We start from the raw sequence: 25,997 nt of genomic DNA on the forward strand, positions 1-25,997 counted from the left end.
CGGCGACGGAGTGTCGGATGAAAATTGCAATTCTTTCCCGTGACGGGTCTTTGTATTCGTGTAAGCGCCTGAAAGAAGCGGCGGAGTCCCGCGGCCATGAGATCGACATCATCGATCCTTTGTCCTGCTATATGAATATCAATCCCGCCGCGCCAAGCGTGCATTATCGCGGGCGGCAACTGGATAAATACCATGCCGTGATCCCGCGAATCGGCTCTGCGATTACCTTTTATGGCACCGCCGTGTTGCGCCAGTTCGAGATGCTGGGCAGTTTTCCGCTGAACGAATCGGTGGCGATCACCCGCGCGCGCGATAAATTGCGCTCAATGCAGATTCTGGCGCGCGAAGGTATTGATTTACCGATCACCGGATTTGCCAATGCCCCTGATGACACGTCCGATTTGATTGCGCTGGTCGGTGGTGCGCCGCTGGTGGTGAAACTGGTGGAAGGCACGCAGGGTATCGGCGTGGTGCTGGCGGAAACCCGTCAGGCGGCGGAAAGCGTGATTGATGCCTTTCGCGGGCTGAATGCGCATATTCTGGTGCAGGAATATATCCGCGAAGCCGAAGGGCGCGACATCCGTTGTCTGGTGGTGGGTAAAAAAGTGGTGGCGGCCATTGAACGGCAGGCCAAGCCGGGTGATTTCCGCTCCAACCTGCATCGTGGCGGCACGGCCAGCAACGTTAAAATTACCCCGGAAGAGAAAGATATTGCCATCAAAGCGGCGCTGACCCTCGGGCTGGATGTCGCAGGTGTCGATATCCTGCGCGCGCATCGCGGGCCGCTGGTGATGGAGGTCAATGCGTCGCCGGGGCTGGAAGGGATTGAAACCACCACCGGCCTCGATATCGCCGGGATGATGATCGACTATATTGAGCATAGAGCGCGGCCGGGATTTCGTCTGAAATCCGGCGGCTAAATCTTATTTCACCGCGTTAATCACCATCAATCCGCTATTGATCGTAGCGCCGGGCAGTAATATTCCGTAAGCTATAACCCCTTCGTAATGCTGACGGCGTTGCGAAGGGTTTGTTTTTTTCGTTGTGTTGAACTCGTGAGGCATTTTATGGATTCGCTCATCGTCCCTGATTTGGCGCTGCTGCGGCGCTGGCTGGATCAGCTGGGCATCTCTTTTTTCGAGTGTGATTCCTGTCAGGCTCTCCATTTGCCGCATATGCAGAATTTTGATGGCATTTTTGATGCCAAACTCGATATCGTCGACAACGTGATTTTGTTCTCTGCGCTGGCCGAAGTAAAACCGACGGCGCTGATCCCGCTGGTGGCGGATTTAAGCTCGATTAATGCCAGCTCGCTGACCATCAAAGCGTTCGTGGATATTCAGGATGATAATCTGCCAAAACTGATTGTCTGCCAGTCGCTGACCATCGCCGTGGGCGTGACCGAAGAGCAGTTTGCCTTCTTCCTGCAACAAGCAGAAGAGCAGATGTCGATGATTATTCTCGAAGCACATGCCAATGACCTGCTGTTTCTCGGCGATGAAGAAGAAGGGGTTCCGGTGACATCCGTGAACCTGCCGCTGTTGCATTAAGCCTGACCCGGCTGTTCGTTATTCCCCTCTGAAGATCCTTTCCTGCGAGCCGTGTTTATTGCGGCTCCGCTGCCTTTATTCGCTTTCGCCATAAGTTATGCTGCCTTGACGCCCGTGTTGCCAGATATTTCACTTTGTTAAAAGGCAAAATGCCAGACGGTATAGACCAAATCTGCATAATTAATCGATAAACGCCGGTTTTGTCTCAGGAGGCTGGTACGCAGGGGTTGCAGGCGCTATTCTTCTGACTCTGCATCACGCGTGATTACGTCGTAAAACCAAACGGTTAATTCGCAGGCAGCGTATGCGCCAACATTGAATGTCTATGCACATGTCGTGGAGGACAGTTGGCTTTGTGTGAAAGGTTTTGTATCAGTCTCAGTGATACAAATTCAATTTTATATTCCCTGTCTTGGAGGTAGTAACGGATGTTCACCCTGCGTAAAAAGTGGTTATCGGGTGTTGTCGCCGGCCTGGTCATGGCTGCGTCCGTCACAGCGTCTGCGGAAGAAAAAACGCTGCATATCTATAACTGGTCCGATTATATCGCGCCAAATACCGTGCCTGATTTCCAGAAGGAAACCGGCATTAAAGTGGTTTACGACGTCTTTGACTCCAACGAAGTGCTGGAAGGCAAACTGATGGCAGGCAGCACCGGTTTCGACCTGGTGGTGCCATCGGCCAGTTTCCTTGAGCGTCAGCTGGCGGCAGGCGTCTTCCAGCCACTCGACAAGAGCAAACTGCCTAATTACAAAAATATGGATCCTGATCTGCTGAAGATGGTGGCGCAACATGATCCGGGCAACAAATACGCTATCCCTTATCTGTGGGCGACCACCGGTATCGGCTATAACGTCGATAAAGTGAAAGCCATTCTCGGTAAAGATGCGCCGGTAGACAGCTGGGATCTGGTGCTCAAGCCTGAAAACCTTGAGAAACTGAAAAGCTGCGGCGTGTCATTCCTTGATGCACCGGCGGAAATCTATGCCACGGTGCTCAATTACCTGCATCTGGATCCGAACAGCACCAAAGCGTCCGATTACACCGGTGCGGCCAACGATCTGCTGCTGAAATTGCGTCCGAACATCCGTTATTTCCACTCTTCCCAGTACATTAACGATCTGGCGAACGGCGATATCTGTGTGGCGATCGGCTGGGCAGGCGATGTCATGCAGGCGTCAAACCGCGCGAAAGAAGCGAAAAATGGCGTGAACGTGGCGTACAGCATTCCGAAAGAAGGGGCGCTGGCCTTCTTCGACGTGTTTGCTATTCCGGCGGATGCGAAAAACCTCGATGAAGCCTATCAGTTCCTCAACTACCTGATGGAACCGAAAGTGATCGCGCAAATCAGTAACACCGTTTACTACGCCAGCGGCAACAAAGCCGCGACGCCACTGGTGAACGAAGAGGTGCGCAACAACCCGGGCATTTATCCACCGGCGGATGTGCAGGCGAAACTCTTCACCCTGAAAGTGCAGGATCCGAAGATCGACCGGGTTATCACCCGTTCGTGGACCAAGGTCAAAACCGGCAAGTAATACTCTTCATCCTTCAGGCTGCTTCTGCGTTGGCTGCGTGAACGCGCCCCGGTCACTGACTTGTGTCAGCTCCCGGGGACTTGCTCACTTGCCGCCTTGATGCAACCAGAATGATTTTGAGTATCGTTAACGCGGCTCCGCTTATTGATGGCGGGGCCGCTGACGTTTTGCTTCCGGCTGTATTTTGGGCATAGAGATCAGGCACTTTTCCCCCTGACTGTTATGCTTATTTGAACTGCTTTTTTTCTGATACCGGAGATTTCTCTGAGTGAACGACGCTATCCCCCGCCCGCAGCCTAAGTCCCAGAAGGGTTTCACGCCTTTACTGGAGATCCGCAATCTGACCAAATCTTTTGATGGTCAGGCCGCCGTCGATGATGTGAGCCTGACCATTTATAAGGGCGAGATTTTCGCACTGCTCGGCGCGTCCGGCTGTGGGAAATCCACGCTGTTGCGTATGCTGGCCGGTTTTGAGCCGCCGACGCAGGGACAAATCGTCCTGGATGGGGTTGACCTGTCGCAGGTGCCGCCGTATCAGCGGCCGATCAATATGATGTTCCAGTCCTACGCGCTGTTCCCGCACATGACCGTGGAGCAGAACATCGCCTTCGGCCTCAAGCAGGACAAACTGCCATCGGCGGAAATCAAAAGCCGCGTGGCCGAAATGCTGACGCTGGTGCATATGCAGGAATACGCCAAACGTAAGCCGCATCAGCTTTCCGGCGGTCAGCGTCAGCGCGTGGCATTAGCGCGCAGTCTGGCGAAACGGCCAAAGTTATTACTCCTCGACGAACCGATGGGCGCGCTGGATAAAAAGCTGCGTGACCGTATGCAACTGGAAGTGGTGGATATTCTTGAGCGTGTTGGCGCGACCTGCGTAATGGTCACGCACGATCAGGAAGAAGCGATGACCATGGCCGGGCGCATTGCCATCATGAACCGCGGCAAATTCGTGCAAATCGGCGAGCCGGAAGAAATCTATGAGCATCCGACCAGCCGTTTCAGTGCCGAATTTATCGGCTCGGTGAACGTATTTGAAGGCGTGCTGAAAGAACGTCTGGACGATGCACTGGTACTGACTTCGCCGGGGCTGAAGCATCCCCTGAAAGTCGATCCGGACGTGTCGGTGGTGGACGGCGTGCCGGTGTTCGTTGCGCTGCGTCCGGAAAAAATCATGCTGTGCGAAGAGGTGCCGCAGGACGGCTGTAACTTCGCGGTCGGCGAAGTGGTCAACATTGCGTATCTCGGCGACCTGTCGATTTATCACGTCCGGCTGCACAGCGGTCAGATGATTACCGCGCAATTGCAGAACGGTCACCGTTTCCGCAAAGGCATGCCAACCTGGGGCGACGAAGTGCGCCTGTGCTGGGAAGCCGACAGCTGTGTCGTGCTGACTGTTTAAGGGGGGATGAAAATGTCTGTGATCTCCGAACAACCGGCCAGCAAACCTCCGGGCGGATTCAAAGCCTTCACCGGGCGTCTGCAACAGCGTCATGGCCGCAAGCTGGTGATCCTGCTGCCGCTGGTGTGGTTCCTGCTGCTGTTTTTACTGCCGTTCCTGATTGTCTTTAAAATCAGTTTCGCCGAAATGGCGCGCGCGATCCCGCCGTATACCGATCTGGTCACCTGGTCAGACGGTATGCTGGATATCGCGCTCAACATTGCCAACTACATCGGGCTGACGCAGGATCCGCTGTATATCGATGCCTATCTGCAATCGCTGCAAGTGGCGGCGATTTCCACAGTGCTTTGCCTGCTGATCGGTTATCCGCTGGCATGGGCGGTGGCGCACAGCCGCACCTCGACGCGCAATATCCTGCTGTTGCTGGTGATTTTACCGTCGTGGACATCGTTCCTGATCCGCGTCTATGCCTGGATTGGCATTCTCAAAGACAACGGCGTGCTGAATAACGTTCTGCTCTGGCTGCATGTGATCGACCAGCCGCTGGTGATCCTGCATACCAATCTGGCCGTGTATATCGGCATTGTGTACTCCTATCTGCCGTTTATGGTGCTGCCGATTTATACCGCGCTGACCCGTATGGATTACTCGCTGGTGGAAGCGGCGCAGGATCTCGGTGCGCGTCCGATGAAAACCTTCTTCAAAGTGATAATGCCGCTGACCAAAGGCGGCATTATCGCCGGTTCGATGCTGGTCTTTATTCCGGCGGTCGGGGAATACGTGATCCCGGAGCTGCTCGGCGGGCCGGACAGCAATATGATTGGCCGTGTGCTGTGGCAGGAATTCTTTAACAACCGCGACTGGCCGGTGGCTTCAGCGGTGGCGGTGGTCATGCTGTTGCTGCTGATCATGCCCATTCTGTGGTTCCAGAAATACCAAAACAAAGAGCTGGGAGAGAAAGAATGAATCAGTTACCGGTTGTCCGTTCGCCGTGGCGAATTCTTATTCTGGTGCTCGGCTTTACGTTTTTGTACGCCCCGATGCTGATGCTGGTTATTTACTCATTCAACAGCTCGAAGCTGGTAACGGTCTGGGCGGGCTGGTCTACCCGCTGGTATACTCAGCTTTTCCATGATTCAGCGATGATCAGTGCCGTCGGCATGAGTCTTTCGATTGCGACGGCAGCGGCGACCATGGCGGTGATTGTCGGCACGCTCGCTGCGGTGGTGATGGTGCGTTTCCGGCGTTTCCGCGGTTCAACCGGGTTTGCGTTCATGCTGACCGCGCCGCTGGTCATGCCCGATGTCATTACCGGTCTGGCGTTGTTGTTGTTGTTTGTGGCGATGGGGCACACCTTCGGCTGGCCTGCGGAACGCGGCATGTTCACCATCTGGCTGGCGCACGTGACGTTTTGTAGTGCGTACGTTGCCGTGGTGGTGTCGGCGCGCCTGCGTGAACTGGACCGCTCGATTGAAGAAGCCGCGATGGATTTAGGTGCCGCGCCGCTGAAAGTGTTCTTCATTATCACGTTGCCGATGATTTTACCGGCGCTGATTTCCGGCTGGCTGCTGGCGTTTACCTTGTCGCTCGACGATCTGGTTATTGCCAGTTTCGTCGCCGGACCCGGCTCGACGACCTTACCGATGCTGGTGTTTGCCAGCGTGCGTATGGGCGTCAACCCTGAAATCAACGCACTGGCGACACTGATCCTGCTGGTAGTGGGCATCATTGGTATGATTGCCTGGTGGTTTATGGCGCGGGCGGAAAAGCAGAGAAGAAAGGAAATTCAGCGCGCACAACGCGCTTAAATTTAAAGATAATGTCAGGGCGGATTTTTCCGCCCTGAAGGTAAATGGAGAGCCCAAACGGATTTATGAAACTGGCATTTATCCCTGTTCCCGTCATGATCGGCGCGTCGGCGATTGTCGCCACACGCTGTCTGGAATTCATTTTATTGTTCGATGCGATGGGCTTTTCAGGGCTGATGAGTTTTATCGAGGTCAGTGCAGAATCCTGGCTGAACTGCTTCATCATGCTGGCGAGCCTGCTGATTGTTCTGATCGAATGCCGTGCCGCGTATGCGATGATGCGCGCCCGCCGCTGGGGACGTCGGGCATTTATCGGCTGTCAGGTGATTGTGGTCGGCTACATGATGCTGGCGTCATTCGACTGGTTCGGGCCGCGTATCTTTCGCTTTAACGTTGAAACACAGGGCGAGTTTCTCTCTTCGCTGCTGATGCAAAAAATCCCTGATATCGTGGTGTTGCTGTTGTTATATCTGCCCGCCAGCAGCCGCAGATACTTCTCCCGTAACAAATAGCCACGACGTACATGAGCCTTTCCCGCCGCGCAGTGATAAACTGCGCGCCAGTTTTTCCCAGCATTCGATGACCGGAACATTTTCATGCATTGCGCACTTTACACCGCAGGAACCTGCCGTTCCTGCCAGTGGCTCGACAAACCTTATTCACAACAGTTAGCCGACAAGCAGCAAGATCTCAGTGATCTGCTGTCCGATTTGCCTGTGGGTGAGTGGTGTGAACCGGTCACCGGCCCGGAAAGTGCGTTTCGCAATAAAGCCAAAATGGTGGTCAGCGGCAGCGTGGAGCGTCCGTTGCTGGGCATGTTGCATCGTGACGGTACGCCGGTAGATTTGTGTGATTGCCCGCTGTATCCGGCCAGCTTCCCTGCGGTGTTTTCCGTGCTCAAAACCTTCATCGCCCGCGCCGGTCTGACGCCTTATCACGTGGCGCGTAAACGCGGCGAACTGAAATTCCTTCTGCTGACAGAAAGCCAGAAAGACGGCGGCATGATGCTGCGCTTTGTGCTGCGCTCAGACACCAAACTGGCGCAACTGCGTGCCGCGCTGCCATGGCTGCAACAGCAGTTGCCGCAGTTGACCGTGATTTCCGCCAATATCCAGCCGGTGCATATGGCGATCCTCGAAGGCGACACCGAAATCCCTCTGACAGAGGTTCAGCGGCTGGAAGAAGACTTTAACCATGTGCCGCTGTTTATCCGCCCGCAGAGTTTCTTCCAGACCAATCCTGTGGTGGCTGAAAAACTCTACGCTACGGCGCGGGACTGGGTGAGGGCGCGGGGTGATATTCACAGTATGTGGGATTTGTTCTGCGGCGTCGGCGGTTTTGGTCTGCACTGCACAACGCCGCAGATGAAACTGACCGGTATCGAAATCAGCGCCGAAGCCATTGCCTGCGCGAAGGAATCGGCGGCGCGTCTGGGGCTGCAAAACGTAGAGTTTCAGGCGCTGGATTCCACCGGTTTTGCCACCGGCAAAGGCGAGGTGCCGGATCTGGTGCTGGTGAATCCGCCACGTCGCGGCATCGGCAAAGCGTTGTGTGAGTACCTGAGCCACATGGCGCCCGACACCATTCTTTATTCAAGCTGTAACGCTAAAACCATGGCGCAGGATCTGGCGTTACTGCCGGATTATCACATCCTGCGTGTCCAGCTTTTCGACATGTTCCCGCATACCGCGCATTACGAAGTGATGGCACTGCTGGTCCGGTGTTAAGCCTGTCCGTCAGCCCGCCAGCTGATTCACGATCAGCACAATCTTATCCAGAATTTCACTGAACAGATGCTCGCTGAATGGCGCGAGCATCGGCATCATCAGACTGATGGCCAGAATGCCGATGCTGAGCGTCAGCGGGAAACCGATCACGAAAACGGAAAGCTGAGGCGTCATGCGGTTTAACAAGCCCAGCGCCATGTTGAGGGTCAGCAGCAACGTCACAATCGGTAACGCCAGCATCATGCCGCCGCTGAACACAATGCTGCCGGCTTTGGCGACCGCCATAAATCCTTCCGCGTTCACCGGATTCAGACTGATGGGCAGGGTATGGAAACTGTCTGCCAGCAGGGAAATCAGCCACAAATGGGCGTTAAAACTCAGGAACAGCAACACCGCCAGCAGGTTTAAAAACTGCGCCAGCAGCGGGGTGTTGAGACGGTTGCTCGGGTCATAGAACGTCGCGAAGGAAATCCCCATCTGCAATCCCATGATCTCACCGGCCATACGGATGGCGGCAAACGCCAGTTGCATGGTGATGCCTAACGCGGTACCGATCATGATTTGCTGCATCGCCAGCCACAGCGCGGGCGTGGAGAAAATCGGCGTTTCCACCGGCGGCAGGGACGGTGCGATCAGAAAAGTAATCATCATGCCAAGCCCGAGTTTGACCCGGTTAGGCACCGATTTCTCGCTGGTGATAGGGGCGGTGCTGATCAGCGCCAGAATTCGCAGCAGGGGCCAGAAATACATGCTCAGCCAGCCGGCTAACTGGGTGCTGTCGAAGGAAACCATAGATTACCCGATGATGTAGGGCAGGTTGGAGAACAACGTGCGGATGTAATCGAGCAGCAGATTCAGCATCCACGGGCCTGCAATCACGATAGTGGCGACAACGGCCAGAATTTTCGGGATGAAGGACAGCGTTTGTTCGTTGATCTGTGTCGCCGCCTGCAACAGGCTGACGATAAGCCCGGTCACCAGCGCGGCCAGCAATAAAGGCGCAGCAACGGCTAATGCCACTTTCATCGCCTCGTTACCCAGTGCCATTACCGATTCAGGAGTCATAAGATTCTCGTAAAAGAAGACGGTCAACTCCCTCCGCTGCGAAGGGGAGGGTTGGGGTGGGGTATGAATAGCAGCTCAGAATTTTAAGTTGCCTGTAAAACCCCCTCCCGGCCTCCCCCTTCGCAGGGGGAGGAGCAAAAACGCCCATTAAGTTTTGCGTTTTGAATTAACTGTAAAAACTCTGCGCCAGTGATCCGAGCAGCAGTTGCCAGCCATCGACCAGCACGAACAGCATCAGCTTGAACGGCAGTGAGATGGTCGCCGGTGGCACCATCATCATCCCCAGTGCCATCAGGACGCTGGCGACCACCAGGTCGATAATCATGAACGGGATGAATACGGTGAAGCCAATCTGGAATGCGGTTTTCAGCTCGCTGGTGACGTAAGCGGGCAGCAAAATACGCATCGGTACGGCTTCCGGCCCGGCCAGTGGCGGGATGTTGGCCAGTCGCGCATACAGTGCAAGGTCGCTTTCACGGGTCTGGCGCAGCATAAACTGGCGTAACGGCTGCGCGCCTTTGTCCATCGCTTCCTGCATGGTAATTTTGTTTTCAGAAAACGGCTGGTAGGCATCGCTGTAAATCTTGTCGAAAACCGGAGCCATCACGAAGAAGGTCAGAAACAGCCCCAGGCCGAGCAGCACCTGGTTTGGCGGCGCGGAAGGCGTTCCCAGCGCGTTTCGCAGCAAACCCAGTACGATAATGATGCGGGTAAAACTGGTACACATCAGCAGCATCGCCGGTAACAGCGTCAGCGTGGTGATAAACACCAGCGTCTGGATCGGCAGTGACCAGTTTTGTGCCCCGTTAGACATCTGCTGGCTGATGATCCCCGGCAGTTGTGCGAACGCCGAAGGGCTGATGAACAGCAGCAGCGGCAGGCAAACGGTAAGGGCGGAGTTGATTACTTTCTTCACGACGGACTGAGTCATGCCTGCTTTCCCGGACGTTTCAACATTTTCTGCATCAGCTGACGGAAATCAGCGGGCGCGTGATTCGGATGGCCTGATTCAGGCGGTTGTTCAGCCGGAGGTGCGCTCAGGGTGTGCAGCGGGGTGATGTTGTGTGCCGTCACGCCCAGCACCAGCCAGGTATTTTCGACTTCGACAATCACCACTTTTTCGCTGCGACCGACCTGAACACTGGCGGACACTTTCAGCAGTTTGTTATGTTTCGATTGCGGTGCGAAACCGGCGCGCTTCACGATCCAGCCGATAAACAGGATCAGCAGCAGAATGCCGCCCAGCACGGTACTGACTTGCGTCAGCACGGAACCGGCAGGCATGGCCTGAGGCGCAGCCTGCGTGGTGGCATGGTTTGCCGGGCCGGAAATGTACGGAGAATCCGTCGCGGCATTCTGGCTCATCAGCGGCTCAGACGACGCATACGTTCGGACGGCGTGATGATGTCAGTGATACGCACGCCGTATTTATCGGCGACCACCACCACTTCACCCTGAGCAATCAGGTAACCGTTGATCAGGATATCCAGCGGCTCACCGGCCAGACCGTCCAGCGCCACCACGGAACCCTGCGAAAGACGCAGCAGTTCTTTGATGGTCATTTTCGTGCGGCCTAATTCCACGGTCAGTTTCACCGGAATATCGAGGATCATGTCGATATCCTGCAAACTGCCGGTTCCGTCCTGGGCACCCAGCGCGGCGAACACACCGTCGGTGGACGTCTTGGCGCCGCCCGCAGATTGTTGTTCGTTAAACGCATCAGCCCATAAATCGTCAACGTTATCCGATCCGGCGTCAGACGGTTTATTAGTGTCACTCATGGGGCTGTTCCTCATCTAGAGAATTTAAAATTGGGTTGATCAAATGTTCAACGCGCAGGGCGTATTGTTCGTTTAGGGTGCCGTACTGACTGGTCAGTACCGGAACGCCATCGACGTGGGCAATCAGACGATCCGGCTTTTCAATCGGCAGGACATCGCCCGGTTGCAGTTTCAGGATCTGAGACAAACGCAGCGGGATTTCGACAAAATTCGCCACCAGTTCCAGTTCTGACTGCTGAACCTGACTGACCAGGTTTTCGCGCCACTGACTTTCTTCATGACGGGAGTTCTCGACCGGCGGATTGGTCAGTAACTCGCGTAACGGTTCAATCATGCTGAACGGAATACAGATGTTGAAGTCACCGCTCAGCGCACCGATTTCCACGTGGAACGGCGTGGTGACCACGATATCGTTCGGCGAAGAGGTGATGTTGGTGAACTTGATCTGTAATTCCGCACGCACATATTCCACGCTCAGCTTGTAAACGCCGCTCCAGGCATCTTCGTAGGCATCGAGTGCCAGCGTGAGCATGCGTTTAATCACCCGCTGTTCGGTATGGGTAAATTCGCGTCCTTCGACTTTGGTCGGGAAACGGCCGTCGCCGCCGAACAGGTTATCCACGGCGATAAAGACCAGGCTCGGTGCGAACACAAACAGCGCCGTACCGCGCAAAGGCTTCAGGTGGATCAGGTTCAGGTTGGTTGGCACCGGCAGGTTACGGGCAAACTCATGGTAAGGCTGGATTTTAATCGGCCCTACGGTGATGTCCGGGCTGCGGCGCAACAGGTTGAACAGCCCCATGCGGAAATGACGGGCGAAACGCTCGTTAATGATTTCCAGCGCCTGCAACCGCTCACGAACAACGCGACGTTGCGTCGTGGGGTCAAAAGGTTTTACACCGTCATCAGACGCGGCGGTCTTTGCAGCAGCGTCAGTGTCGCTTGCACTGTCACTGTCGCCATTGAGCAGCGCGTCGATCTCGGCCTGTGAAAGTATGCTGTCGCCCATAATTTGTTTATCGCAGTATGAAAGCAGTGAAAAGCACGTCGTTGATCACCTGTGGGGGCTGACCTTTGACCAGTGGCGCGTCCAGAACCTGTTTGATGTCCTGCACCAGTTGTTGTTTACCGGCTTCGCTGGCGAGGTCCGTCGTTTTCTGACGGGACAGCAGCAACAGCAGACGGCTGCGAACTTCTGGCAGGTATTCTGTCAGCGTAGCCCGGTTTGTTTCATCCGGCAGGCGCAGGGTCAGGCCGATATACAGCACGCGGTCCGGATCGTTATCCGGCGTTTGCAGGTTAACGGTGAAGGTATCCAGCGCCAGGAAAATCGGCGCGGCAGGCGGTTCATTCTTTTTCACTTCTGCTGTTTGTGTTCCATTTCCGGATTGTTGCTTGTGCAACATCCACCAGGCGTAACCGGCCGCACCACAGGCTCCGATGGCAATGAGTAACAGCAGAATCATCATTAACGGCCGCTTTTTCTTACGCGACGCCGAGAGAGCAGAGTCAGACATGGATGAGGCGATTTCCTGTAAGTATGCGCAGAGTGGCGTGAGGAGCACCCTTCTGCTGAGTCAATTCTGAGAATGATTATCCCGCTTATCCCGTTGTTCAATAGTCAGAATAGGCGGGGTAAATAAGGTCAGCTCTGCCGTTTGAATTAAGGGAGAACTGACCGTCTGCAATTTTCTGAAACAATTTAGCCAGCGTTGATGCACATTTGTTCACCCGTGGTCAGGCGAAAATATCCACGCTGTTGTTGCCGCTGACCCGTGAAGCGAGAGAGGCCGGTACCGGCAGGGCGTCACTGGCGGAGACGTTGTTACCGGAATTAAAGGCTGCCCAGCTTGCTGCGCTGCCTTGCTGTGAGCCGGACTGTCCGCTTTGCTGCTGCGCCTGTTGCCACTGCGAACTGTCGCTGCCGACGCTGCTCTGACCCAGACTAATGCCGTTATCGGCCAGTGCGGTTTTAAGCTCCGGCATGGCGGCTTCAATCGCGGAACGCACGCCGCTGTGACCGGACACAAAGTGCAGCTGCGCCTGGTTGTTTTCGATTTTCATGCTGATCTGGATGGAACCCAGATCTTCAGGGTGCAGACGCAGCTGAGCGGTCTGTTGTCCCTGACGGTTGAACATTAATACCTGCTGACCGAGCTGTTGCTGCCATTCCGGCGTGCCCAGCTGCGCATTCAGTAACGGCGTCGATGGCGCCGTCACGGCGCTGGTGGTGGTCGGTGTGGTAGACACCGGCGCAGAAGACACGGCGACCGCTGCGGTATTCAGCTGACTGAGTGCCTGTGTGCTGTTATCCAGCGTGCGGCTGTCGGTTTGCTGCAACGCGGCGGCATTCCCTGTCGCCGCACTCATTGATGCCAGCGCACTGCTGAAATCAGGGGTGTCGGTGGCGGCGGCTTTACTGGCGGCGTGCTGCGCGGAATTCGCGGCGGCATTGCCGGAGGCCGCAGCAGCGGCTTTCGGATCGGTATCCGTCACCGCTGCCGTTTTATCATCACCGGTCAGCAACGAGGAGGCCGTCAGTCCGGCCAGCAGTGTGCTTTTCTTATCACTGCCGGTCGCGCCGTCAGATGCCGTTTGTGTCGCCACGGCAGAGGCAGTCTGGATCTGCTGTGCCGGTTGCTGCTGAGCGGCCAGTTGCGCGAACAACGCCTGGATCGGCAGGGCACTGGTATCGTCAGTTTTGCTGTCTTTGTCTTTATCACTCAGCGCGGTATTTTTTACCGCCGCCGCGTCAGCGCCTTTCAGGCTGCCGTTGGGTAGGATCTGAATGGCGGCGATCATTTTGCTCAGGTCTGAGTCATCGAGCATCAGACTGCCGTCTTTTTCACCGACTTCCACCGCCTGCGTCAGCGTGGCTTTATCCACGGTTTCGCCTTTGGCGGTGATCTGCTGGCCGAGTTTGGCTAATGTGCTGGTCAGTTTCGGATCCAGTTTTGCGCCGAGCTGGGCTTCTAACTGGCTGGCGAAATCTGAGGTCGCGGGAGTGGTGGCCGATGCCGTCGTTGATTCACCGATTGTCGACAGGTCGGTGGCTGACGTGGCAGAAGACGTCGTGCCCGTCGCCGCGCTGGCGGTGGTTTTTGCCGTGGTCACGGCAGCAGGCAAAATGTTCAGATTCATGGTTGTTTCTTCCTGTGTGCGCTGCGCTGGGCGAACTCATCGTTCTGTTTTTGATCAAGCTTGTTTTCCAGAGAACGTTGCTGCTCGCTGGCACGGGTTTGCAGCGTCTGATACGCATTCAGCCGCTGCTGCTTGTCCTGCCACTGGTTGACGGCCGCATTCAGCCGCTGATCCCACTGTTGTAACTGTTTACGGTGCTGGTCAATGGCCACTTCCAGCGTGCCGATAAACTGCTGATAGTTCTGCCAGGTATTGGCTGCAATTCCGTCAGTCATGGTGGAATTGAGTTTCTCCCGGTACTCGCGCTGATAATTGAGCAGCATGGTCAGCTGTTCCTGCGCCTGATGGTGCGACTGCCTGATCTGGCCCAGATGACTGGTGGCCTGATCCAGCGCTTTTTGCGCCAGAGAACAAAGGGTGATCAATGGTGACGAGCTTTCCATTCGACTTTCCTTCAGTTATTAGCCCGGGAGCAACATGTTCAGTTCCAGACAGGCGTCTTCGTAAGTGCTGCGTTCCATGATGTCCTGCTGCAGGAAGTTCTCCATCTGCGGATACAGCTTAATGGCGCGATCCAGCATCGGGTCACTGCCTGCGGCGTAAGCGCCGACGCTCACCAGATCACGGTTGCGCTGGTAGCTGGACAACAGTTGTTTAAATTGACGTACGCGCCCGTACTGGGCGTCGTCGATAAGCGAGGTCATGGCACGGCTGATCGACGCTTCAATATCGATGGCCGGATAATGCCCTGATTCGGCTAACCGGCGGGACAACACCACGTGACCGTCAAGGATGGCACGGGCGGAGTCAGCAATCGGATCCTGCTGGTCATCGCCTTCGGTCAGCACGGTATAAAACGCGGTGATCGAGCCGCCGCCGCTGATGCCGTTACCCGCGCGTTCAACCAGCGCAGGCAGTTTGGCAAAGACGGAAGGCGGGTAGCCTTTGGTGGCCGGTGGCTCACCGATCGCCAGGGCGATTTCACGCTGTGCCATGGCGTAACGGGTCAGGGAATCCATGATCAGCAACACGTGCTGACCGCGATCGCGGAAATCTTCGGCGATACGCGTGGCGTAAGCCGCACCCTGCATACGCAAAAGGGGCGACACGTCAGCCGGTGCCGCGATGACCACGGAACGGGCGCGACCTTCGTCACCTAAAATGTTCTCGATAAAATCCTTCACTTCACGGCCACGTTCGCCAATCAGCCCGACCACGATCACGTCGGCTTTGGTGTAACGCGCCATCATGCCGAGCAGGACGGATTTACCCACGCCGGAACCGGCGAACAGGCCCATACGCTGGCCGCGACCGACGGTGAGCAGGGCGTTAATGGCGCGCACGCCGACATCCAGCACATCGGTGATCGGGGTCCGTTGCAGCGGGTTAAACGGTGGCGTAATCAGCGCGGCGCGGTAACCGGTATCCGGCGGCGGTAAACCATCGAGCGGTTTGGCGCTGCCGTCGAGCACACGACCGAGCAACTGCGGGCCGAGCGGCAATTGTTTACCGGCGGTCTGGCCATCGGCGGCGATACGGGCATACACCCGCGCGCCCGGCAAAATCCCTTCCACTTCTTCCAGTGGCATCAGGAACAGGCTCTGGCCGTTGAAACCGACCACTTCACTTTCGACTTCCTGCACTACCGGCCCGTCATGGCGCTCGATGAGACAGGTCGCGCCCAGCGGCAGCTGCAAACCGGTGGCTTCCAGCACCAGACCTGTCGCACGGGTCAGACGGCCGTAACGGCGGACGGACGGCGTGCGCAACATCCGCTTTTCCGCATCATCCAGCGTTTTCAGCAGGCGGCTCAGGCGGGCGGTCATCAGAGATCTCCCGGTGCCGCGAGACGGCACAGCTCATGCCAGCGAGTTGCCAGCGACGCATCCATGTCGCCGTCTTCGGCGCTGACTTTACAACCGCCGCTGTGGATCTGGCTGTCAGCCAGCAGACGCCAGCCGTTCATGCTCAGGCTGGCACCGAGTTGTTGTTCTACACGCTCGAAATCCGCCGGGTTAACGCGCAGTTGCGGTTTGCCTTTGAACATCGGCTCCTGCTGGATCAGCTGTTGGATCTGGTTGAGCAGGGCTGAACCGTCACAAATCGGCGCCTGACCAATAATCTGTTTGGCCGCCGTCAGCGCCATCTGCATCAGACGTGAGGCGATCACGCTGTCCAGCGCGTCCAGCGTTTGCTGGAAATCGGTCACCATGTTCTGCCAGTGTTCGGTCAGTACAGCCTGCTGATGGTGGCCTTCCTGCAAACCCTGTTGCTGACCGGCTTCCAGCCCCTGCTGAAAACCGGCGGCATAACCTTGTTTCTGACCGGCTTCCTGACCCTGCTGGAAACCCTGCTGTTCCGCACGGCGTTGCAGGTTCAGTAATTCATTCTGATCGACCTGAAGTTTGGGCTGCCCGTCGTCCTGCTCTTCCTCACCTTCGGCCAGCAAAGGTTCGTCGGGCGTGGTGAACACCGGCACCGTCAGATCGCCCGGTCTCCAGGGTTGCCACGGCAGGGCGTTAATGCGCTCCGCATTGCGTTCTTCAGCGGTTTTCTTTTCCGGTGCCGGGTGTTCAGAATCAGACATAAGAATCCTCGCCGCCGCCAACCATCATTTCGCCAGACTCTGCCAGACGGCGAACCGTCTGCAGGATTGCTTTCTGTTCGTTCTCGACCAGAGACATACGCATCGGCCCGCGGTTTGCCAGGTCGTCGCGCAGGATATCGGCCGCACGCTGGGACATGTTGCGCAGGAACTTGTCGCGCAGCGGTTGTTCCGCCCCTTTCAATGCCACCAGTAACGATTCGCCTTCGATTTCCTGCAACAGGCGCTGGATACTGCGGTCGTCCACGTCCACCAGGTTTTCGAACAGGAACATCTCGTCGATAATTTTCTGGGCCAGTTCGCCGTCGTAACCACGCACCGCTTCGATAACCGCTTCTTCCTGCTGGGTTTTCATCAGGTTGATGATTTCCGCCGCAGTACGAACACCGCCCATCTTCGCGCGCTTGAGGTTCTGACCGTCGAGCAGGTTGTTCAGCACTTCGGTCAGTTCCGCCAGCGCCGCTGGCTGGACACCGCCGAAGGTGGCGATACGCAGCATCACATCGTTGCGCAGACGCTCGTCGAACAGCGCCAGAATATCTGCCGCCTGACCGCGTTTGAGGTGCACCAGGATGGTGGCGATAATCTGCGGATGCTCGTCGCGGATAAGATCGGCCGCCATCTGCGGTTCCATAAAGTTGAGCGTTTCCATCCCGCTGGTGGTTTCGCGGGATTCCAGAATGTCTTCCAGCAGGCTTGACGCACGCTCCTCGCCGAGGGCTTTGGTCAGGACCGCACGCAGATACTCGCTGGTATTGACGCTCAGTGCGGCGTACTGCTCGGATTCGTCTTCGAACTCGTTCAGCACCTCGGCCAGTTGCTTGTTGGAAATCTGATGGATATTCGCCATCGCGCCACTGATTTGCTGTACCTCGCGCGGGGAGAGGTGCTTGAACACCTCCACCGCGCGGTCTTCACCCAGCGTGATCATCAAAATGGCGCTTTTTTCGGTTCCGGTCATAGTCATGGTTGTTCGGTACTCATCCATTGGCGGATAACCAGGGCGACGATACGTGGATCCTTATCGGCCAGCTCCTGAACACGTTGGGTCTGAACTTCAACACTGACGCGCTGTTGTGAACGTTTACGTTTTTCCAGCTCGTCATTGCTGAGTTTGACCGGCTTGCTGCCTTCAGGCTGTGGCATGGACGCAGCGAGGGCGGCAGCGGCGGCGGCATCTTTCTCCGCCTGCTGTTTGCGCAGCATCGGACGAACCATCTTGCGCCACAGCAGCCAGGCCACAATCAGCACCAGTAACCAGCGACCTGCATTGAGTAACTGATCGAAGAACGCCTGTTGTTTCCAGAATGGCAGTTCACCGGAATCTTCAGCCGCGTCGTTGAACGGTGTATTCACCACGTTCAGCGTATCGCCACGTTCCTGTGAGAAGCCCATCGCTTCGCGTACCAGATCATCAATTTTCTTCAACTGCTCATCGGTCAGCGGCTTGGCTTTACCGTCAGTCCCGACCTGATAGTTAACCACCACCGCCGCAGACAGACGCTGTACCGCGCCCGCACTGTGCTGGGTATGGGTGATCGTACGGTCAACTTCATAGTTGGTGGTTTCATCACGGCGGCGGTTGGACGGCACGTTTGAATTCGCGCTGGTGGCGCTGTTCTGTGCGGTGTTACCGGCCTGGTTCTGCGCACCGTTGGCGTTATTCGCATTATTGGCGGCTGGCGGATTGGTCACCGGTGCCGTCGCGGCCGGCGCCGGCTGGTTGCTCAGCGCACCCGGAACACCGCCGACGGCTGAACCGCCAATCTGATCGCTGGTGCTCAGCTGACGGGAACGCACCGCGGCTTTATCCGGCGAACCGTTTGGCTGGTAGTTCTCATCGGTCTGTTCGCGGCTGGCGTAATCAATCTGCGCGGTGATTTGGGCGTGAACGTTCCCGTTACCCACTACCGGTTGCAGAATGGATTCGATACGGCGTTGCAGACGGCCTTCCACTTCGTTGGCGTATTTCAGCTGAGACGCGTTAAGGTCACGGCCATTGTTATCAGACTGGGTCAGCAGATGTCCGCTCTGATCGACCACGGTCACGTTAGCGGGCGGTAAGCCGGATACGCTGCTCGACACCATATAAACGATGGCGTTGATCTGACCGTCATCCAGCGCGCGACCCGGTTGCAGATTCAGGGTCACAGACGCGGAAGGATTTTTCTGTTCGCGGACAAATAAAGAAGGTTTTGGAATGGCTAAATGCACACGGGCGCTGGACACCGGTCCCAGCGTTTCGATGGTGCGGGAAAGTTCGCCTTCCAGCGCGCGCTGATAGTTAATCTGCTCGCTGAACTGGCTGATGCCGAATTTTTCCTGATCCATCAGCTCAAAGCCGACCGCGCCACCTTTCGGCAAACCGGCCGCCGCCAGCTTCAGACGGGTTTCATAGACTTTATCCGCCGGGATCAGTAAAGCACCGCCGTTATCAGAAAACTGATAAGGGATGTTCATCTGGGTAAGCTGCGTGACGATGGCACCGCCATCCTGGTCACCGAGGTTGCTAAACAACACCTTATAGGTAGGCTGCTTCGCCCACAGCATCATGACAACAACAATAGCCACGGCGGCCGCAGCGGCGATGGCGATAGGAATTTTTGGGTTGGCGCGCAGGCGATTAAGCAACGCAGTAAAACCGCTTCGAGGGCTTTCTGCGCCGGCTATTGCGGAACTCATACAAGATCCCTATTTAGCTGTTGAATGGTGGTGTTCATGTTGTCTCTTAACAAAACAGACTCCCAAGTGCGCAATCGTTGAAGCGTGACATTTTTCAGTCCTCCATACAGGCAGGCCTATTTTCTAGGTGAGCCATTATTTGCCGCTTAACGCAAAGTTAATGGCCCGATAAGCCATGGTTTTTAGGTTCAATTACCGCGTTTAGGAAAAAACTGATGTGATAGGGTGTCATTCCATGAAAGAAGCCCTTTGTTAACCGACACCCCGAAATACGGAGAAAGCATGTCAATTCAAGGCATTGAGAGCGTTTTACAGCAGATGCAGGCCACCGCCATCCAGGCTGGCGCTGCACCCAAGACCGATACCGCCTCTGAAGCCGGTTTTGCCAGCGAATTAAAAGCGGCATTAGGCAAGATCAGTGAGACGCAAAACAACGCGAAACTGGAATCTGAAAAACTGGAGATGGGCGTTCCCGGCGTCAGCCTGAACGATGTGATGGTCGATCTGCAAAAATCCTCAATTTCACTGCAACTCGGCGTGCAGGTCCGCAACAAGCTGGTGACGGCGTATCAGGATGTGATGAATATGTCGGTGTAGGCTGTGTAACTACATCATTACATTGGATAAAAAGACTATCCTGTTTTCTTGTGGGGCATGGATGGGGCAAAGTCTCCTCATTTCTGATTGAGCATCGCAATCTGTTCACCGATATTGTTGTTCATCCAGGCTCCATAAACTGAGTAAACCCTCTGTGCGGATGTATGCCCCATTTGACTTGCTATGAAGTTTGGGTTTGCTCCGGAGAGGAGTGAGCAGCATATATATGTATGACGTGACAATTATGCTTTCCCGTTTTTGAACCCCGCCCGCCGTAACGCAGTCCTGAGACTACTCATTAAGAACGTATGCAAGTACCGAAAAACCTTTGATATTTGTTACAACAAGCGATGCAGTATCACTGCATTGAACAAAATTATAAGCGGAGCACCATTCCACGGAACTGCAGGTTTAACAAGCGGGGTGTATAATCGTAATGGCAAGCATTTGAGATATTCATGGTGTTTCATTAATATAATTTAAGCTCTAGTTCCTCCTGGTGAATGCACATATAATTCCACGGCAAGTGAATTAAATAAATATGTTTCCTACAATTTATGTAGTCGAAGAAACTAAGTTGACAAGTATGTCGTAATACATAAAAGCGTGTTGGATTGTAAAATTTCAGGCATGTATCTGAGAAATGCCACTGATGAGTGTAATTTGAGTAATTATCTCATACACACACCAATGAAAATGTACGGAATTAGTTATAAGTTCAAATAGTGAGTGGATAGAGAGAAGGGGGATAGTCATTACACTGTGTATCTGCTACAAAATGGAGATCAGTTACATCTGGAATGAACATAACAGGAACGAGTGTTGTACGTTTATTGTCATGTGGCGTTCTAATAAATGGGCCAACAGGCCCATTCCTTATTCATTCATGGTGTGGAGCTTACTTTCAAGTTCCAGCAATGTTTTTTTTCTATTTTTGATTTTTTTTGCTGGTGAGCCAAACATGATACACCATGACTCTGTGTCTTTGGTAACAAGCGAATTTGCACCTACAGCTGTGCCTTCAGATAACGTTACTCCTGGCATTATGATGGACTGCGAACCCACAATTACATGCCTTTCCAGAATAACAGGCCCCTTAACGACACCAGTGAATTCAGAAGGCACAGTGGGGTTTGTCAATGTTTTCCCAGAATAATCATCACTTTTTGAGTAAATCTTAACACCCTGAGATATACCAGAGAAATCCCTCATTTCAACGCCGCATCCAGCGAATATTGCACTGTAGCCACCGATGTGGACATACGAGCCAATATTGAGATAGCCGTCTCCGGCAGCAATAATAGTAGAGAATCCGTCAATTCTTACATTATCACCAATCGATATATTAGCGATACCGACTATGTTGCAGTTCTTAGCAATTCTCACGTTGTGCCCAAGCGATTTAAACCCAAAGTTTTTTAGGCTGTCTTCGTCGTAGTATCCTATGTCAAATGTTTCAATCGTCATTTTTATCACCGTGATCAGAATCAGTCAGTTTAACGTGCTCAAAGTGTAACACTCACATGTTTTATAGAAAGACATAAGCTATGTATCTAACATAATGCCCAGAATAACAATATACCTCAGAAGAAAAGCCTTCACTTATAAACCATCATCTTCAAACCTGACAGTGAAGGGGGAGGGTCATGGTAAACTATGGTGAAGAATAATCAATAAAATCATGATCTTCAATAATCAAAACGCTCAGTGGTTAGCATGCAGTTCGTCGGGCTGTTTTTCATTCTTATCAAGATAGAACTATGAGATTTTTCTGTCATTTCGAACTTCATTAGTCGAAAACCTTATAGCTGTACTGTATGTATAATCAGTAGCTTATCGGATGACTTTTAAGCATGCAGTAAATCGGGTTGAAAGTGGAGTAAGTGGAGAGACTCATGGTGGAGTGAGTCTGGTAAGTACGCGTTATTCACGAACCTCAATAGCGCGGTGGAGTAAATTGCCACGAATGACCATGTTCGGACATTTGGCTAAGAATGAGATGAGATATTGGAAGTTGTTAGCGTCATGCCTTCTTGAAATATTATAGTGAGTACTTAATGGTACAGGAAGTTAATATTTAAACTATTATTGACCGGTGGAATGAAACCGTACTAACAGTAGTAGCGGGAATGTATTAACCTGTAAGAAAATAAAACAATCTCATAAACCCCCTTAAAGAACATCTCCGGTGTGGAGAGTTCTTTAAGGGGGGGGCAACACATTAATTTTCCAGTTGTTTCCTTTACCATTGCCATTCCAAAAAAAGGATATTTTGGCTACGATATCCTTTTAGCTAATATGTTTGTATATTTTACTGATTTTTCGTCAATGAATTTTTCGAAAAATATTGCCGTAATTATTGTAAGTAAATATACAAAGGAGGAAAGTATTATCAGCCTTATCAGTGAAATATCAAAGAAGTGTTTAAAGTTTAAAACAAGAACCAGGAATGGCACGTGTAATATGTATACTGAAAATGAGATTTTACCCATAAATTGGAGGGGTGCGGTATCAAAAAAGCTATTAACGCCTGGGATGCTAAATAGGCCAAGGAATAACAATATACTACCGATTTTTACAACAAACTGATAATTCTCATGATGATCAGATAAGACCCACAGGTAATTATAGACACCACCGACATCAACGCCCTCTCTGGGGTAAGGGAAAGAAATCAAGAATAAAGAAAAAATGATTGTTAAAATGGCTATTTTTTTGTCTTTGAATTTGAATTGTATGTCATCATGCATAAGTGAATTAATTGTCATTCCAAAGATGAAAATGCAATAATAAGTTTTAAAGGTCATTATAAACACCAACAGGTATACAAAGTATTTATATTTATAATTTCCAAAAACAGCAAGCAACCCAAATACTAAAAATGAACCATATAACTCGTAAGTAATTGTCCATAATGCGCCATTTTCGAGTTTCCCCCCACCGAAAGGGACATAAACGAATGACTGGTAAAAAACATCCAAAAAGGTCATTGGGTAATGAGTGTTAAAAAATGTATCAGATATTTCATAAATAAAAAACATTATAAGCATTGAAAAGAAAATAGGGGCTATTAGCCGCGGGTACCTTTTTAATGACGATGAAACTAATATACTGGTGTTTTTATGAATGTTATATTTATTCGATAAAACAAAGCCACTCAGGATAAAGAAAATATATACAGAAGGTATGCCGCTATAAATCAAATTTAAGGGAGACCATGCTAAGAACTGTTTGAGATTCCCGATGAATCCGGAATCACCTGTGAATCGTAAACCCCCATAGAAAGCAGTAACACAATGATCAAAAATGACAATAAAACAGCATAGCCCTCGTAATCCTTCAAGATGCGTAATCTTATTCATTATTAAACTTTGCCAAAAAAAAAGTTATTGAGATTCAATGTTCTTAAAGTGGTTTCTTATCAGGTTACTAAAAGTACTTTAACATATTTTTGGCAAAACAATCACATAAAATAAAAACATTCGTAACAACATAAGTTGTAAATTATAGTTTCAAATTGCATTTGAAGATGCGGACTTTCGATTTGCACAAAATGAATGCTTAAATTGTAAGGATGCCAGTCCGTATAGATTCCGGACACAAGTAGTTATGAGAATAAATGTTACCGGTGTCACAAAATTGTCCTTTGCATGTGCAGGTTTATTTGCCAGAATCGCAAAAAAAATCGCTTCACCTGCATAAAGCACCTGCACAAAATGATAATCCGTCCTCCACGTCACTGGTTCTTGCGTTTGTTCGCCTGGCATGGCTCTGTCCTGCCCAGCATTCTGTTCCGTCTTAGCCTCAATTTACTGATGTCGCTTGCCGCCATTCTCAGCCTGCCCTGGTATGAGACGCTGGGCGTTAAGCTGACGCTCGCGCCTTTCAGCCTGCTCGGTGTGTCTATCGCGATCTTCCTTGGCTTTCGTAACAGTGTGGCCTATTCGCGCTACACCGAAGCGCGGCAGTTGTGGGGCGGGTTGCTGATTGCCTGCCGCACCTTGCAAAGTCAGGTGATGGCCGTGTGTCCGGGCGAAGCACAGCGGGTCACGACCTTACTGCTGGCGTTTTGTTACAGCCTTAAACATCAGTTGCGCCACAGCGATCCGCGTCCGGATCTGGAGCGTCTGCTGGGCGAAGATGCGGAAGATATTCTTTCGCGCCGCGCACCGACCAACATGGTGCAGTTGCGGCTGTCACAATGGCTGGCGGAAAAACGCCGGACGGGGGAGTTGTCGGATATTGTTTATACCCATATGGACACGACGTTATTGCAGCTTTCGCAGGTGGTGGGCGGTTGCGAGCGCATTGTCAGTATGCCGATCCCGTTTGCCTACGGGCTGTTGCTGCACCGCACGGTATACCTGTTTTGCAGCCTGCTGCCGTTTGCGCTGGTGGTGGATTTGCATTACATGACCCTGCTGGTGTCCGGCTTTATTTCCTATAGTTTTCTGTCACTTGATACGCTGGCGGAAGAACTGGAAATGCCGTTCGGTTATGCCAATAACCATCTGCCCATGGATGCCATGTGCACCAATATCGAAATCAATCTGCGCGAGATGAACAACCAGACACACCTGCCGGATACGCCGATGCCGGATCCGTATTTCCGTCTGACGTAAGTGTGATCCTCTGCACGGTTTGAGGAATTTTTGCGCGCACTGATGGCAATATTCCTAAGCTTCACGAGACTGTCATAATATCGAAACAAAAGTGAAATAACCTGTTCGGGCAAAGACAACTTCCGTCCGTTATCACGAGGTATGTATGTCAGTCATTCAGGCCAAATCCTTGCACGAAGCCGAAGACCTGCTGAATTCCGGTATGGTAAAAAAAGTAGAACTGGCTTTTAGTATTAACAGTGATGAGTTTTTTAAGCTTGCGCTGGAGTGTGGTGACCGGGGTGCGAAAATCACCAAGGGGAAAGAGTTCTTTATGATCACACTGAAAAAATGGGTTATTCCGTCGAATGACCTCTCTGCTACAAAAAGTAACGTACTGATGTAACGGCTTTTTGCATCTCCATAACCCTGTCACAGGGCAGCGTTATGGAGATATCCGCCTCACGCCTCACGGCGCTTTTCTTCGATTATTTCACCGATTTCATCATATAGACACTCAGGGGATCCGGCGACTGCTGGTAATCACCGAACGCCTGCGTGCGGGAATAGCCCAGCTTTTCGTACAGCGTGATGGCTTTTTCCTGAAAAACGCCGGTTTCCAGAAACAGCTCGTTGTGTCCTAAGGCTTTCAGTTTCTTTTCCATTGCCTCGATCAGCAGGGATGCGATACCTTGCCCGCGAAACACCGGGTTCACGTAAACCCGTTTCATTTCAGCTATTCCCTGCCGGGTAATATACAGACAGGCGCAACCGGCCCAGTCGTCATCCACCCTTGCCATAAAACAGGTGATCTCCCCTTCATCCAGTTCAGTGATATTAATCCCCTGAAACGATTCCGGCGGATAAAGAGGGTATTGATAAGCATCCAGCTCTGCAATAAGTCGGGTTAAATGCGGGTGGGTGGCATCGGTTTCAAAAATCTGGGCACTCACAGCGTGGGCTCTCAATGCAACAAAATGGACATGTATTCTTAACCGAAATTGGGCCGAAAACAAGGCATTGCGGCGTGACGGAAGCCCCGGAAAGCCTTGCAGAGGTAAGAAGAGTGTAAAAATTAATTATGTTCGCCGAACGTCTGTCAGAGTTGTCTGAATTTTACCTTGTTGCAGCAATTTATACGTTATCCCTCTTTCTTTTCTTTAACATTCATTCAAAGTGGTGAAGGATACAATGAAGTCACTTACCGTGATTAATGAAAAAGTTAGGATCGTGAATGAGGTAAAGGAAGTTAATTATAAGATCATGATTGAAAGGATAAAATTATGGCAGTCTATCCTGTTGGCGTTTTTGTCACGCTTACTTTTACACCAGGTTTGTTCGAAGTTATCGCTGTACTGGATGAGGTTAAACCAGTGCAATATCAGGTCATTAATGTGGAAACGGGAAATGTGATCAGGGTGAACGAGCATTTTATCCGTGGCATTGTGAAACCCTGATGCTCTGCGTATCAATGTAAATGGCTTGCGCATCGGGCCGGGT

28 protein-coding genes and 1 pseudogene are annotated in these 25,997 nt (G+C 52.7%); 12 read left to right on the top strand and 17 right to left on the bottom strand.

Annotation, left to right across the window (positions count from 1 at the left end; all coding sequences use genetic code 11):
* Positions 1 to 17 precede the first annotated feature (17 nt).
* From rimK to rlmC, 8 genes are all read left to right on the top strand, one after another.
* Positions 18 to 920 (top strand): 30S ribosomal protein S6--L-glutamate ligase, encoded by a 903-nt coding sequence (rimK, locus tag EDF78_RS21415; RefSeq protein ID WP_131694311.1) that lies wholly within the window; start codon positions 18 to 20, stop codon positions 918 to 920.
* A 147-nt stretch (positions 921 to 1,067) separates the two neighbouring features.
* Entirely contained in the window at positions 1,068 to 1,550 is a 483-nt protein-coding gene (locus EDF78_RS21420; protein WP_095922252.1) for a YbjN domain-containing protein, read from the top strand.
* A gap of 428 nt (positions 1,551 to 1,978) precedes the next feature.
* Complete coding sequence (gene potF, locus EDF78_RS21425) at positions 1,979 to 3,088, top strand: spermidine/putrescine ABC transporter substrate-binding protein PotF (RefSeq protein WP_133823869.1); 1,110 nt, start codon at positions 1,979 to 1,981, stop codon at positions 3,086 to 3,088.
* A gap of 268 nt (positions 3,089 to 3,356) precedes the next feature.
* Positions 3,357 to 4,490 (top strand): putrescine ABC transporter ATP-binding subunit PotG, encoded by a 1,134-nt coding sequence (gene potG / locus EDF78_RS21430; RefSeq protein WP_095922250.1) that lies wholly within the window; start codon positions 3,357 to 3,359, stop codon positions 4,488 to 4,490.
* A 12-nt stretch (positions 4,491 to 4,502) separates the two neighbouring features.
* Positions 4,503 to 5,456 carry a putrescine ABC transporter permease PotH gene (gene potH / locus EDF78_RS21435; RefSeq protein WP_095922249.1) on the top strand — a complete coding sequence of 318 codons (954 nt, stop codon included), beginning with the start codon at positions 4,503 to 4,505 and terminating at the stop codon, positions 5,454 to 5,456.
* A complete protein-coding gene (gene potI, locus EDF78_RS21440) occupies positions 5,453 to 6,298 on the top strand; it encodes a putrescine ABC transporter permease PotI (protein ID WP_095922248.1) in 846 nt (281 codons plus the stop codon). The genes potH and potI overlap by 4 nt, the downstream gene beginning before the upstream one ends.
* A gap of 65 nt (positions 6,299 to 6,363) precedes the next feature.
* Complete coding sequence (locus tag EDF78_RS21445) at positions 6,364 to 6,810, top strand: YbjO family protein (protein WP_095922247.1); 447 nt, start codon at positions 6,364 to 6,366, stop codon at positions 6,808 to 6,810.
* A gap of 84 nt (positions 6,811 to 6,894) precedes the next feature.
* The gene (rlmC, locus tag EDF78_RS21450; RefSeq protein ID WP_133823870.1) at positions 6,895 to 8,025 is read left to right on the top strand and encodes a 23S rRNA (uracil(747)-C(5))-methyltransferase RlmC; all 1,131 of its coding nucleotides are present in this window, start codon (positions 6,895 to 6,897) and stop codon (positions 8,023 to 8,025) included.
* Between the two features lie 9 nt (positions 8,026 to 8,034).
* Here the strand turns inward: rlmC and fliR are convergent, their stop codons facing one another.
* From fliR to fliF, 13 genes are all read right to left on the bottom strand, one after another.
* Positions 8,035 to 8,817, bottom strand: a complete 783-nt coding sequence (fliR, locus tag EDF78_RS21455) for a flagellar biosynthetic protein FliR (protein ID WP_119825013.1) — start codon at positions 8,815 to 8,817, stop codon at positions 8,035 to 8,037.
* Between the two features lie 3 nt (positions 8,818 to 8,820).
* On the bottom strand, positions 8,821 to 9,090 hold the full coding sequence (fliQ, locus tag EDF78_RS21460) for a flagellar biosynthesis protein FliQ (protein ID WP_095925151.1): 270 nt from the start codon (positions 9,088 to 9,090) through the stop codon (positions 8,821 to 8,823).
* Positions 9,091 to 9,256: 166 nt separating this feature from the next.
* Positions 9,257 to 10,021, bottom strand: coding sequence for a flagellar type III secretion system pore protein FliP (fliP, locus tag EDF78_RS21465; protein WP_095922244.1), 765 nt, complete (start codon positions 10,019 to 10,021; stop codon positions 9,257 to 9,259).
* On the bottom strand, positions 10,018 to 10,374 hold the full coding sequence (gene fliO, locus EDF78_RS21470) for a flagellar biosynthetic protein FliO (RefSeq protein ID WP_229921103.1): 357 nt from the start codon (positions 10,372 to 10,374) through the stop codon (positions 10,018 to 10,020). The genes fliP and fliO overlap by 4 nt, the downstream gene beginning before the upstream one ends.
* A gap of 80 nt (positions 10,375 to 10,454) precedes the next feature.
* A complete protein-coding gene (fliN, locus tag EDF78_RS21475; protein ID WP_095922242.1) occupies positions 10,455 to 10,871 on the bottom strand; it encodes a flagellar motor switch protein FliN in 417 nt (138 codons plus the stop codon).
* Positions 10,864 to 11,880, bottom strand: a complete 1,017-nt coding sequence (gene fliM, locus EDF78_RS21480) for a flagellar motor switch protein FliM (RefSeq protein ID WP_095922241.1) — start codon at positions 11,878 to 11,880, stop codon at positions 10,864 to 10,866. Before fliM ends, fliN begins: the two co-directional genes overlap by 8 nt.
* A 7-nt stretch (positions 11,881 to 11,887) precedes the next feature.
* Positions 11,888 to 12,388 carry a flagellar basal body-associated protein FliL gene (gene fliL / locus EDF78_RS21485; protein WP_095922240.1) on the bottom strand — a complete coding sequence of 167 codons (501 nt, stop codon included), beginning with the start codon at positions 12,386 to 12,388 and terminating at the stop codon, positions 11,888 to 11,890.
* 220 nt (positions 12,389 to 12,608) lie between these two features.
* On the bottom strand, positions 12,609 to 14,012 hold the full coding sequence (locus EDF78_RS21490) for a flagellar hook-length control protein FliK (RefSeq protein ID WP_133823871.1): 1,404 nt from the start codon (positions 14,010 to 14,012) through the stop codon (positions 12,609 to 12,611).
* Entirely contained in the window at positions 14,009 to 14,455 is a 447-nt protein-coding gene (fliJ, locus tag EDF78_RS21495) for a flagellar export protein FliJ (protein ID WP_095922238.1), read from the bottom strand. Before fliJ ends, EDF78_RS21490 begins: the two co-directional genes overlap by 4 nt.
* Before the next feature lie 18 nt (positions 14,456 to 14,473).
* Complete coding sequence (fliI, locus tag EDF78_RS21500; RefSeq protein WP_095922237.1) at positions 14,474 to 15,838, bottom strand: flagellar protein export ATPase FliI; 1,365 nt, start codon at positions 15,836 to 15,838, stop codon at positions 14,474 to 14,476.
* Positions 15,838 to 16,599 (bottom strand): flagellar assembly protein FliH, encoded by a 762-nt coding sequence (fliH, locus tag EDF78_RS21505; RefSeq protein WP_133823872.1) that lies wholly within the window; start codon positions 16,597 to 16,599, stop codon positions 15,838 to 15,840. Before fliH ends, fliI begins: the two co-directional genes overlap by 1 nt.
* Positions 16,592 to 17,584, bottom strand: coding sequence for a flagellar motor switch protein FliG (gene fliG, locus EDF78_RS21510; RefSeq protein WP_015697557.1), 993 nt, complete (start codon positions 17,582 to 17,584; stop codon positions 16,592 to 16,594). Before fliG ends, fliH begins: the two co-directional genes overlap by 8 nt.
* Positions 17,581 to 19,299 (bottom strand): flagellar basal-body MS-ring/collar protein FliF, encoded by a 1,719-nt coding sequence (gene fliF, locus EDF78_RS21515; protein WP_133823873.1) that lies wholly within the window; start codon positions 19,297 to 19,299, stop codon positions 17,581 to 17,583. Before fliF ends, fliG begins: the two co-directional genes overlap by 4 nt.
* A gap of 282 nt (positions 19,300 to 19,581) precedes the next feature.
* On the opposite strand from fliF, the gene fliE reads away from it, so the two are divergent.
* Positions 19,582 to 19,896, top strand: a complete 315-nt coding sequence (gene fliE, locus EDF78_RS21520) for a flagellar hook-basal body complex protein FliE (RefSeq protein WP_095922233.1) — start codon at positions 19,582 to 19,584, stop codon at positions 19,894 to 19,896.
* 77 nt (positions 19,897 to 19,973) lie between these two features.
* On the opposite strand, the pseudogene EDF78_RS25860 reads toward fliE, so the two are convergent.
* From EDF78_RS25860 to EDF78_RS21530, 3 genes and pseudogenes are all read right to left on the bottom strand, one after another.
* Positions 19,974 to 20,180 (bottom strand): annotated as a pseudogene (locus EDF78_RS25860) (integrase); the annotation flags it as partial.
* 592 nt (positions 20,181 to 20,772) lie between these two features.
* Complete coding sequence (locus EDF78_RS21525) at positions 20,773 to 21,357, bottom strand: acyltransferase (protein WP_133823896.1); 585 nt, start codon at positions 21,355 to 21,357, stop codon at positions 20,773 to 20,775.
* Between the two features lie 815 nt (positions 21,358 to 22,172).
* Positions 22,173 to 23,258 (bottom strand): acyltransferase, encoded by a 1,086-nt coding sequence (locus tag EDF78_RS21530; protein WP_133823874.1) that lies wholly within the window; start codon positions 23,256 to 23,258, stop codon positions 22,173 to 22,175.
* Between the two features lie 354 nt (positions 23,259 to 23,612).
* On the opposite strand from EDF78_RS21530, the gene EDF78_RS21540 reads away from it, so the two are divergent.
* Positions 23,613 to 24,518, top strand: coding sequence for a bestrophin family ion channel (locus tag EDF78_RS21540; protein ID WP_095922232.1), 906 nt, complete (start codon positions 23,613 to 23,615; stop codon positions 24,516 to 24,518).
* Positions 24,519 to 24,663: 145 nt separating this feature from the next.
* Positions 24,664 to 24,903: a hypothetical protein gene (locus tag EDF78_RS21545; protein ID WP_095922231.1), complete on the top strand. Its 240-nt coding sequence runs from the start codon at positions 24,664 to 24,666 to the stop codon at positions 24,901 to 24,903.
* Positions 24,904 to 24,985: 82 nt separating this feature from the next.
* On the opposite strand, the gene EDF78_RS21550 is transcribed toward EDF78_RS21545, so the two are convergent.
* Positions 24,986 to 25,450 (bottom strand): GNAT family N-acetyltransferase, encoded by a 465-nt coding sequence (locus EDF78_RS21550; RefSeq protein ID WP_095922230.1) that lies wholly within the window; start codon positions 25,448 to 25,450, stop codon positions 24,986 to 24,988.
* A 330-nt stretch (positions 25,451 to 25,780) separates the two neighbouring features.
* Between EDF78_RS21550 and EDF78_RS25625 the strand changes: the two genes are divergently transcribed.
* On the top strand, positions 25,781 to 25,954 hold the full coding sequence (locus EDF78_RS25625) for a hypothetical protein (protein WP_162928640.1): 174 nt from the start codon (positions 25,781 to 25,783) through the stop codon (positions 25,952 to 25,954).
* The last annotated feature ends 43 nt before the right edge of the window (positions 25,955 to 25,997 follow it).

The organism is Rahnella sp. BIGb0236 (assembly GCF_004364755.1).
Classification (GTDB): Bacteria; Pseudomonadota; Gammaproteobacteria; order Enterobacterales; family Enterobacteriaceae; genus Rahnella; species Rahnella victoriana.

What these genes read in the sequence shown, in the direction of transcription:
- fliQ (WP_095925151.1), bottom strand. Translation starts at nt 9,090, where the DNA reads ATGACTCCTGAATCGGTAATGGCACTGGGTAACGAGGCGATGAAAGTG.
- fliL (WP_095922240.1), bottom strand. Translation starts at nt 12,388, where the DNA reads ATGTCTGACTCTGCTCTCTCGGCGTCGCGTAAGAAAAAGCGGCCGTTA.
- EDF78_RS21530 (WP_133823874.1), bottom strand. Translation starts at nt 23,258, where the DNA reads ATGAATAAGATTACGCATCTTGAAGGATTACGAGGGCTATGCTGTTTT.
- potF (WP_133823869.1), top strand. Translation starts at nt 1,979, where the DNA reads ATGTTCACCCTGCGTAAAAAGTGGTTATCGGGTGTTGTCGCCGGCCTG.
- potI (WP_095922248.1), top strand. Translation starts at nt 5,453, where the DNA reads ATGAATCAGTTACCGGTTGTCCGTTCGCCGTGGCGAATTCTTATTCTG.
- fliF (WP_133823873.1), bottom strand. Translation starts at nt 19,299, where the DNA reads ATGAGTTCCGCAATAGCCGGCGCAGAAAGCCCTCGAAGCGGTTTTACT.
- fliP (WP_095922244.1), bottom strand. Translation starts at nt 10,021, where the DNA reads ATGACTCAGTCCGTCGTGAAGAAAGTAATCAACTCCGCCCTTACCGTT.
- fliM (WP_095922241.1), bottom strand. Translation starts at nt 11,880, where the DNA reads ATGGGCGACAGCATACTTTCACAGGCCGAGATCGACGCGCTGCTCAAT.
- EDF78_RS21420 (WP_095922252.1), top strand. Translation starts at nt 1,068, where the DNA reads ATGGATTCGCTCATCGTCCCTGATTTGGCGCTGCTGCGGCGCTGGCTG.
- rimK (WP_131694311.1), top strand. Translation starts at nt 18, where the DNA reads ATGAAAATTGCAATTCTTTCCCGTGACGGGTCTTTGTATTCGTGTAAG.
- EDF78_RS21490 (WP_133823871.1), bottom strand. Translation starts at nt 14,012, where the DNA reads ATGAATCTGAACATTTTGCCTGCTGCCGTGACCACGGCAAAAACCACC.
- EDF78_RS21445 (WP_095922247.1), top strand. Translation starts at nt 6,364, where the DNA reads ATGAAACTGGCATTTATCCCTGTTCCCGTCATGATCGGCGCGTCGGCG.
- EDF78_RS21545 (WP_095922231.1), top strand. Translation starts at nt 24,664, where the DNA reads ATGTCAGTCATTCAGGCCAAATCCTTGCACGAAGCCGAAGACCTGCTG.
- fliG (WP_015697557.1), bottom strand. Translation starts at nt 17,584, where the DNA reads ATGACTATGACCGGAACCGAAAAAAGCGCCATTTTGATGATCACGCTG.
- fliO (WP_229921103.1), bottom strand. Translation starts at nt 10,374, where the DNA reads ATGCCTGCCGGTTCCGTGCTGACGCAAGTCAGTACCGTGCTGGGCGGC.
- fliJ (WP_095922238.1), bottom strand. Translation starts at nt 14,455, where the DNA reads ATGGAAAGCTCGTCACCATTGATCACCCTTTGTTCTCTGGCGCAAAAA.
- fliR (WP_119825013.1), bottom strand. Translation starts at nt 8,817, where the DNA reads ATGGTTTCCTTCGACAGCACCCAGTTAGCCGGCTGGCTGAGCATGTAT.
- EDF78_RS25625 (WP_162928640.1), top strand. Translation starts at nt 25,781, where the DNA reads ATGGCAGTCTATCCTGTTGGCGTTTTTGTCACGCTTACTTTTACACCA.
- fliN (WP_095922242.1), bottom strand. Translation starts at nt 10,871, where the DNA reads ATGAGTGACACTAATAAACCGTCTGACGCCGGATCGGATAACGTTGAC.
- fliE (WP_095922233.1), top strand. Translation starts at nt 19,582, where the DNA reads ATGTCAATTCAAGGCATTGAGAGCGTTTTACAGCAGATGCAGGCCACC.
- fliH (WP_133823872.1), bottom strand. Translation starts at nt 16,599, where the DNA reads ATGTCTGATTCTGAACACCCGGCACCGGAAAAGAAAACCGCTGAAGAA.
- rlmC (WP_133823870.1), top strand. Translation starts at nt 6,895, where the DNA reads ATGCATTGCGCACTTTACACCGCAGGAACCTGCCGTTCCTGCCAGTGG.
- EDF78_RS21540 (WP_095922232.1), top strand. Translation starts at nt 23,613, where the DNA reads ATGATAATCCGTCCTCCACGTCACTGGTTCTTGCGTTTGTTCGCCTGG.
- potH (WP_095922249.1), top strand. Translation starts at nt 4,503, where the DNA reads ATGTCTGTGATCTCCGAACAACCGGCCAGCAAACCTCCGGGCGGATTC.
- fliI (WP_095922237.1), bottom strand. Translation starts at nt 15,838, where the DNA reads ATGACCGCCCGCCTGAGCCGCCTGCTGAAAACGCTGGATGATGCGGAA.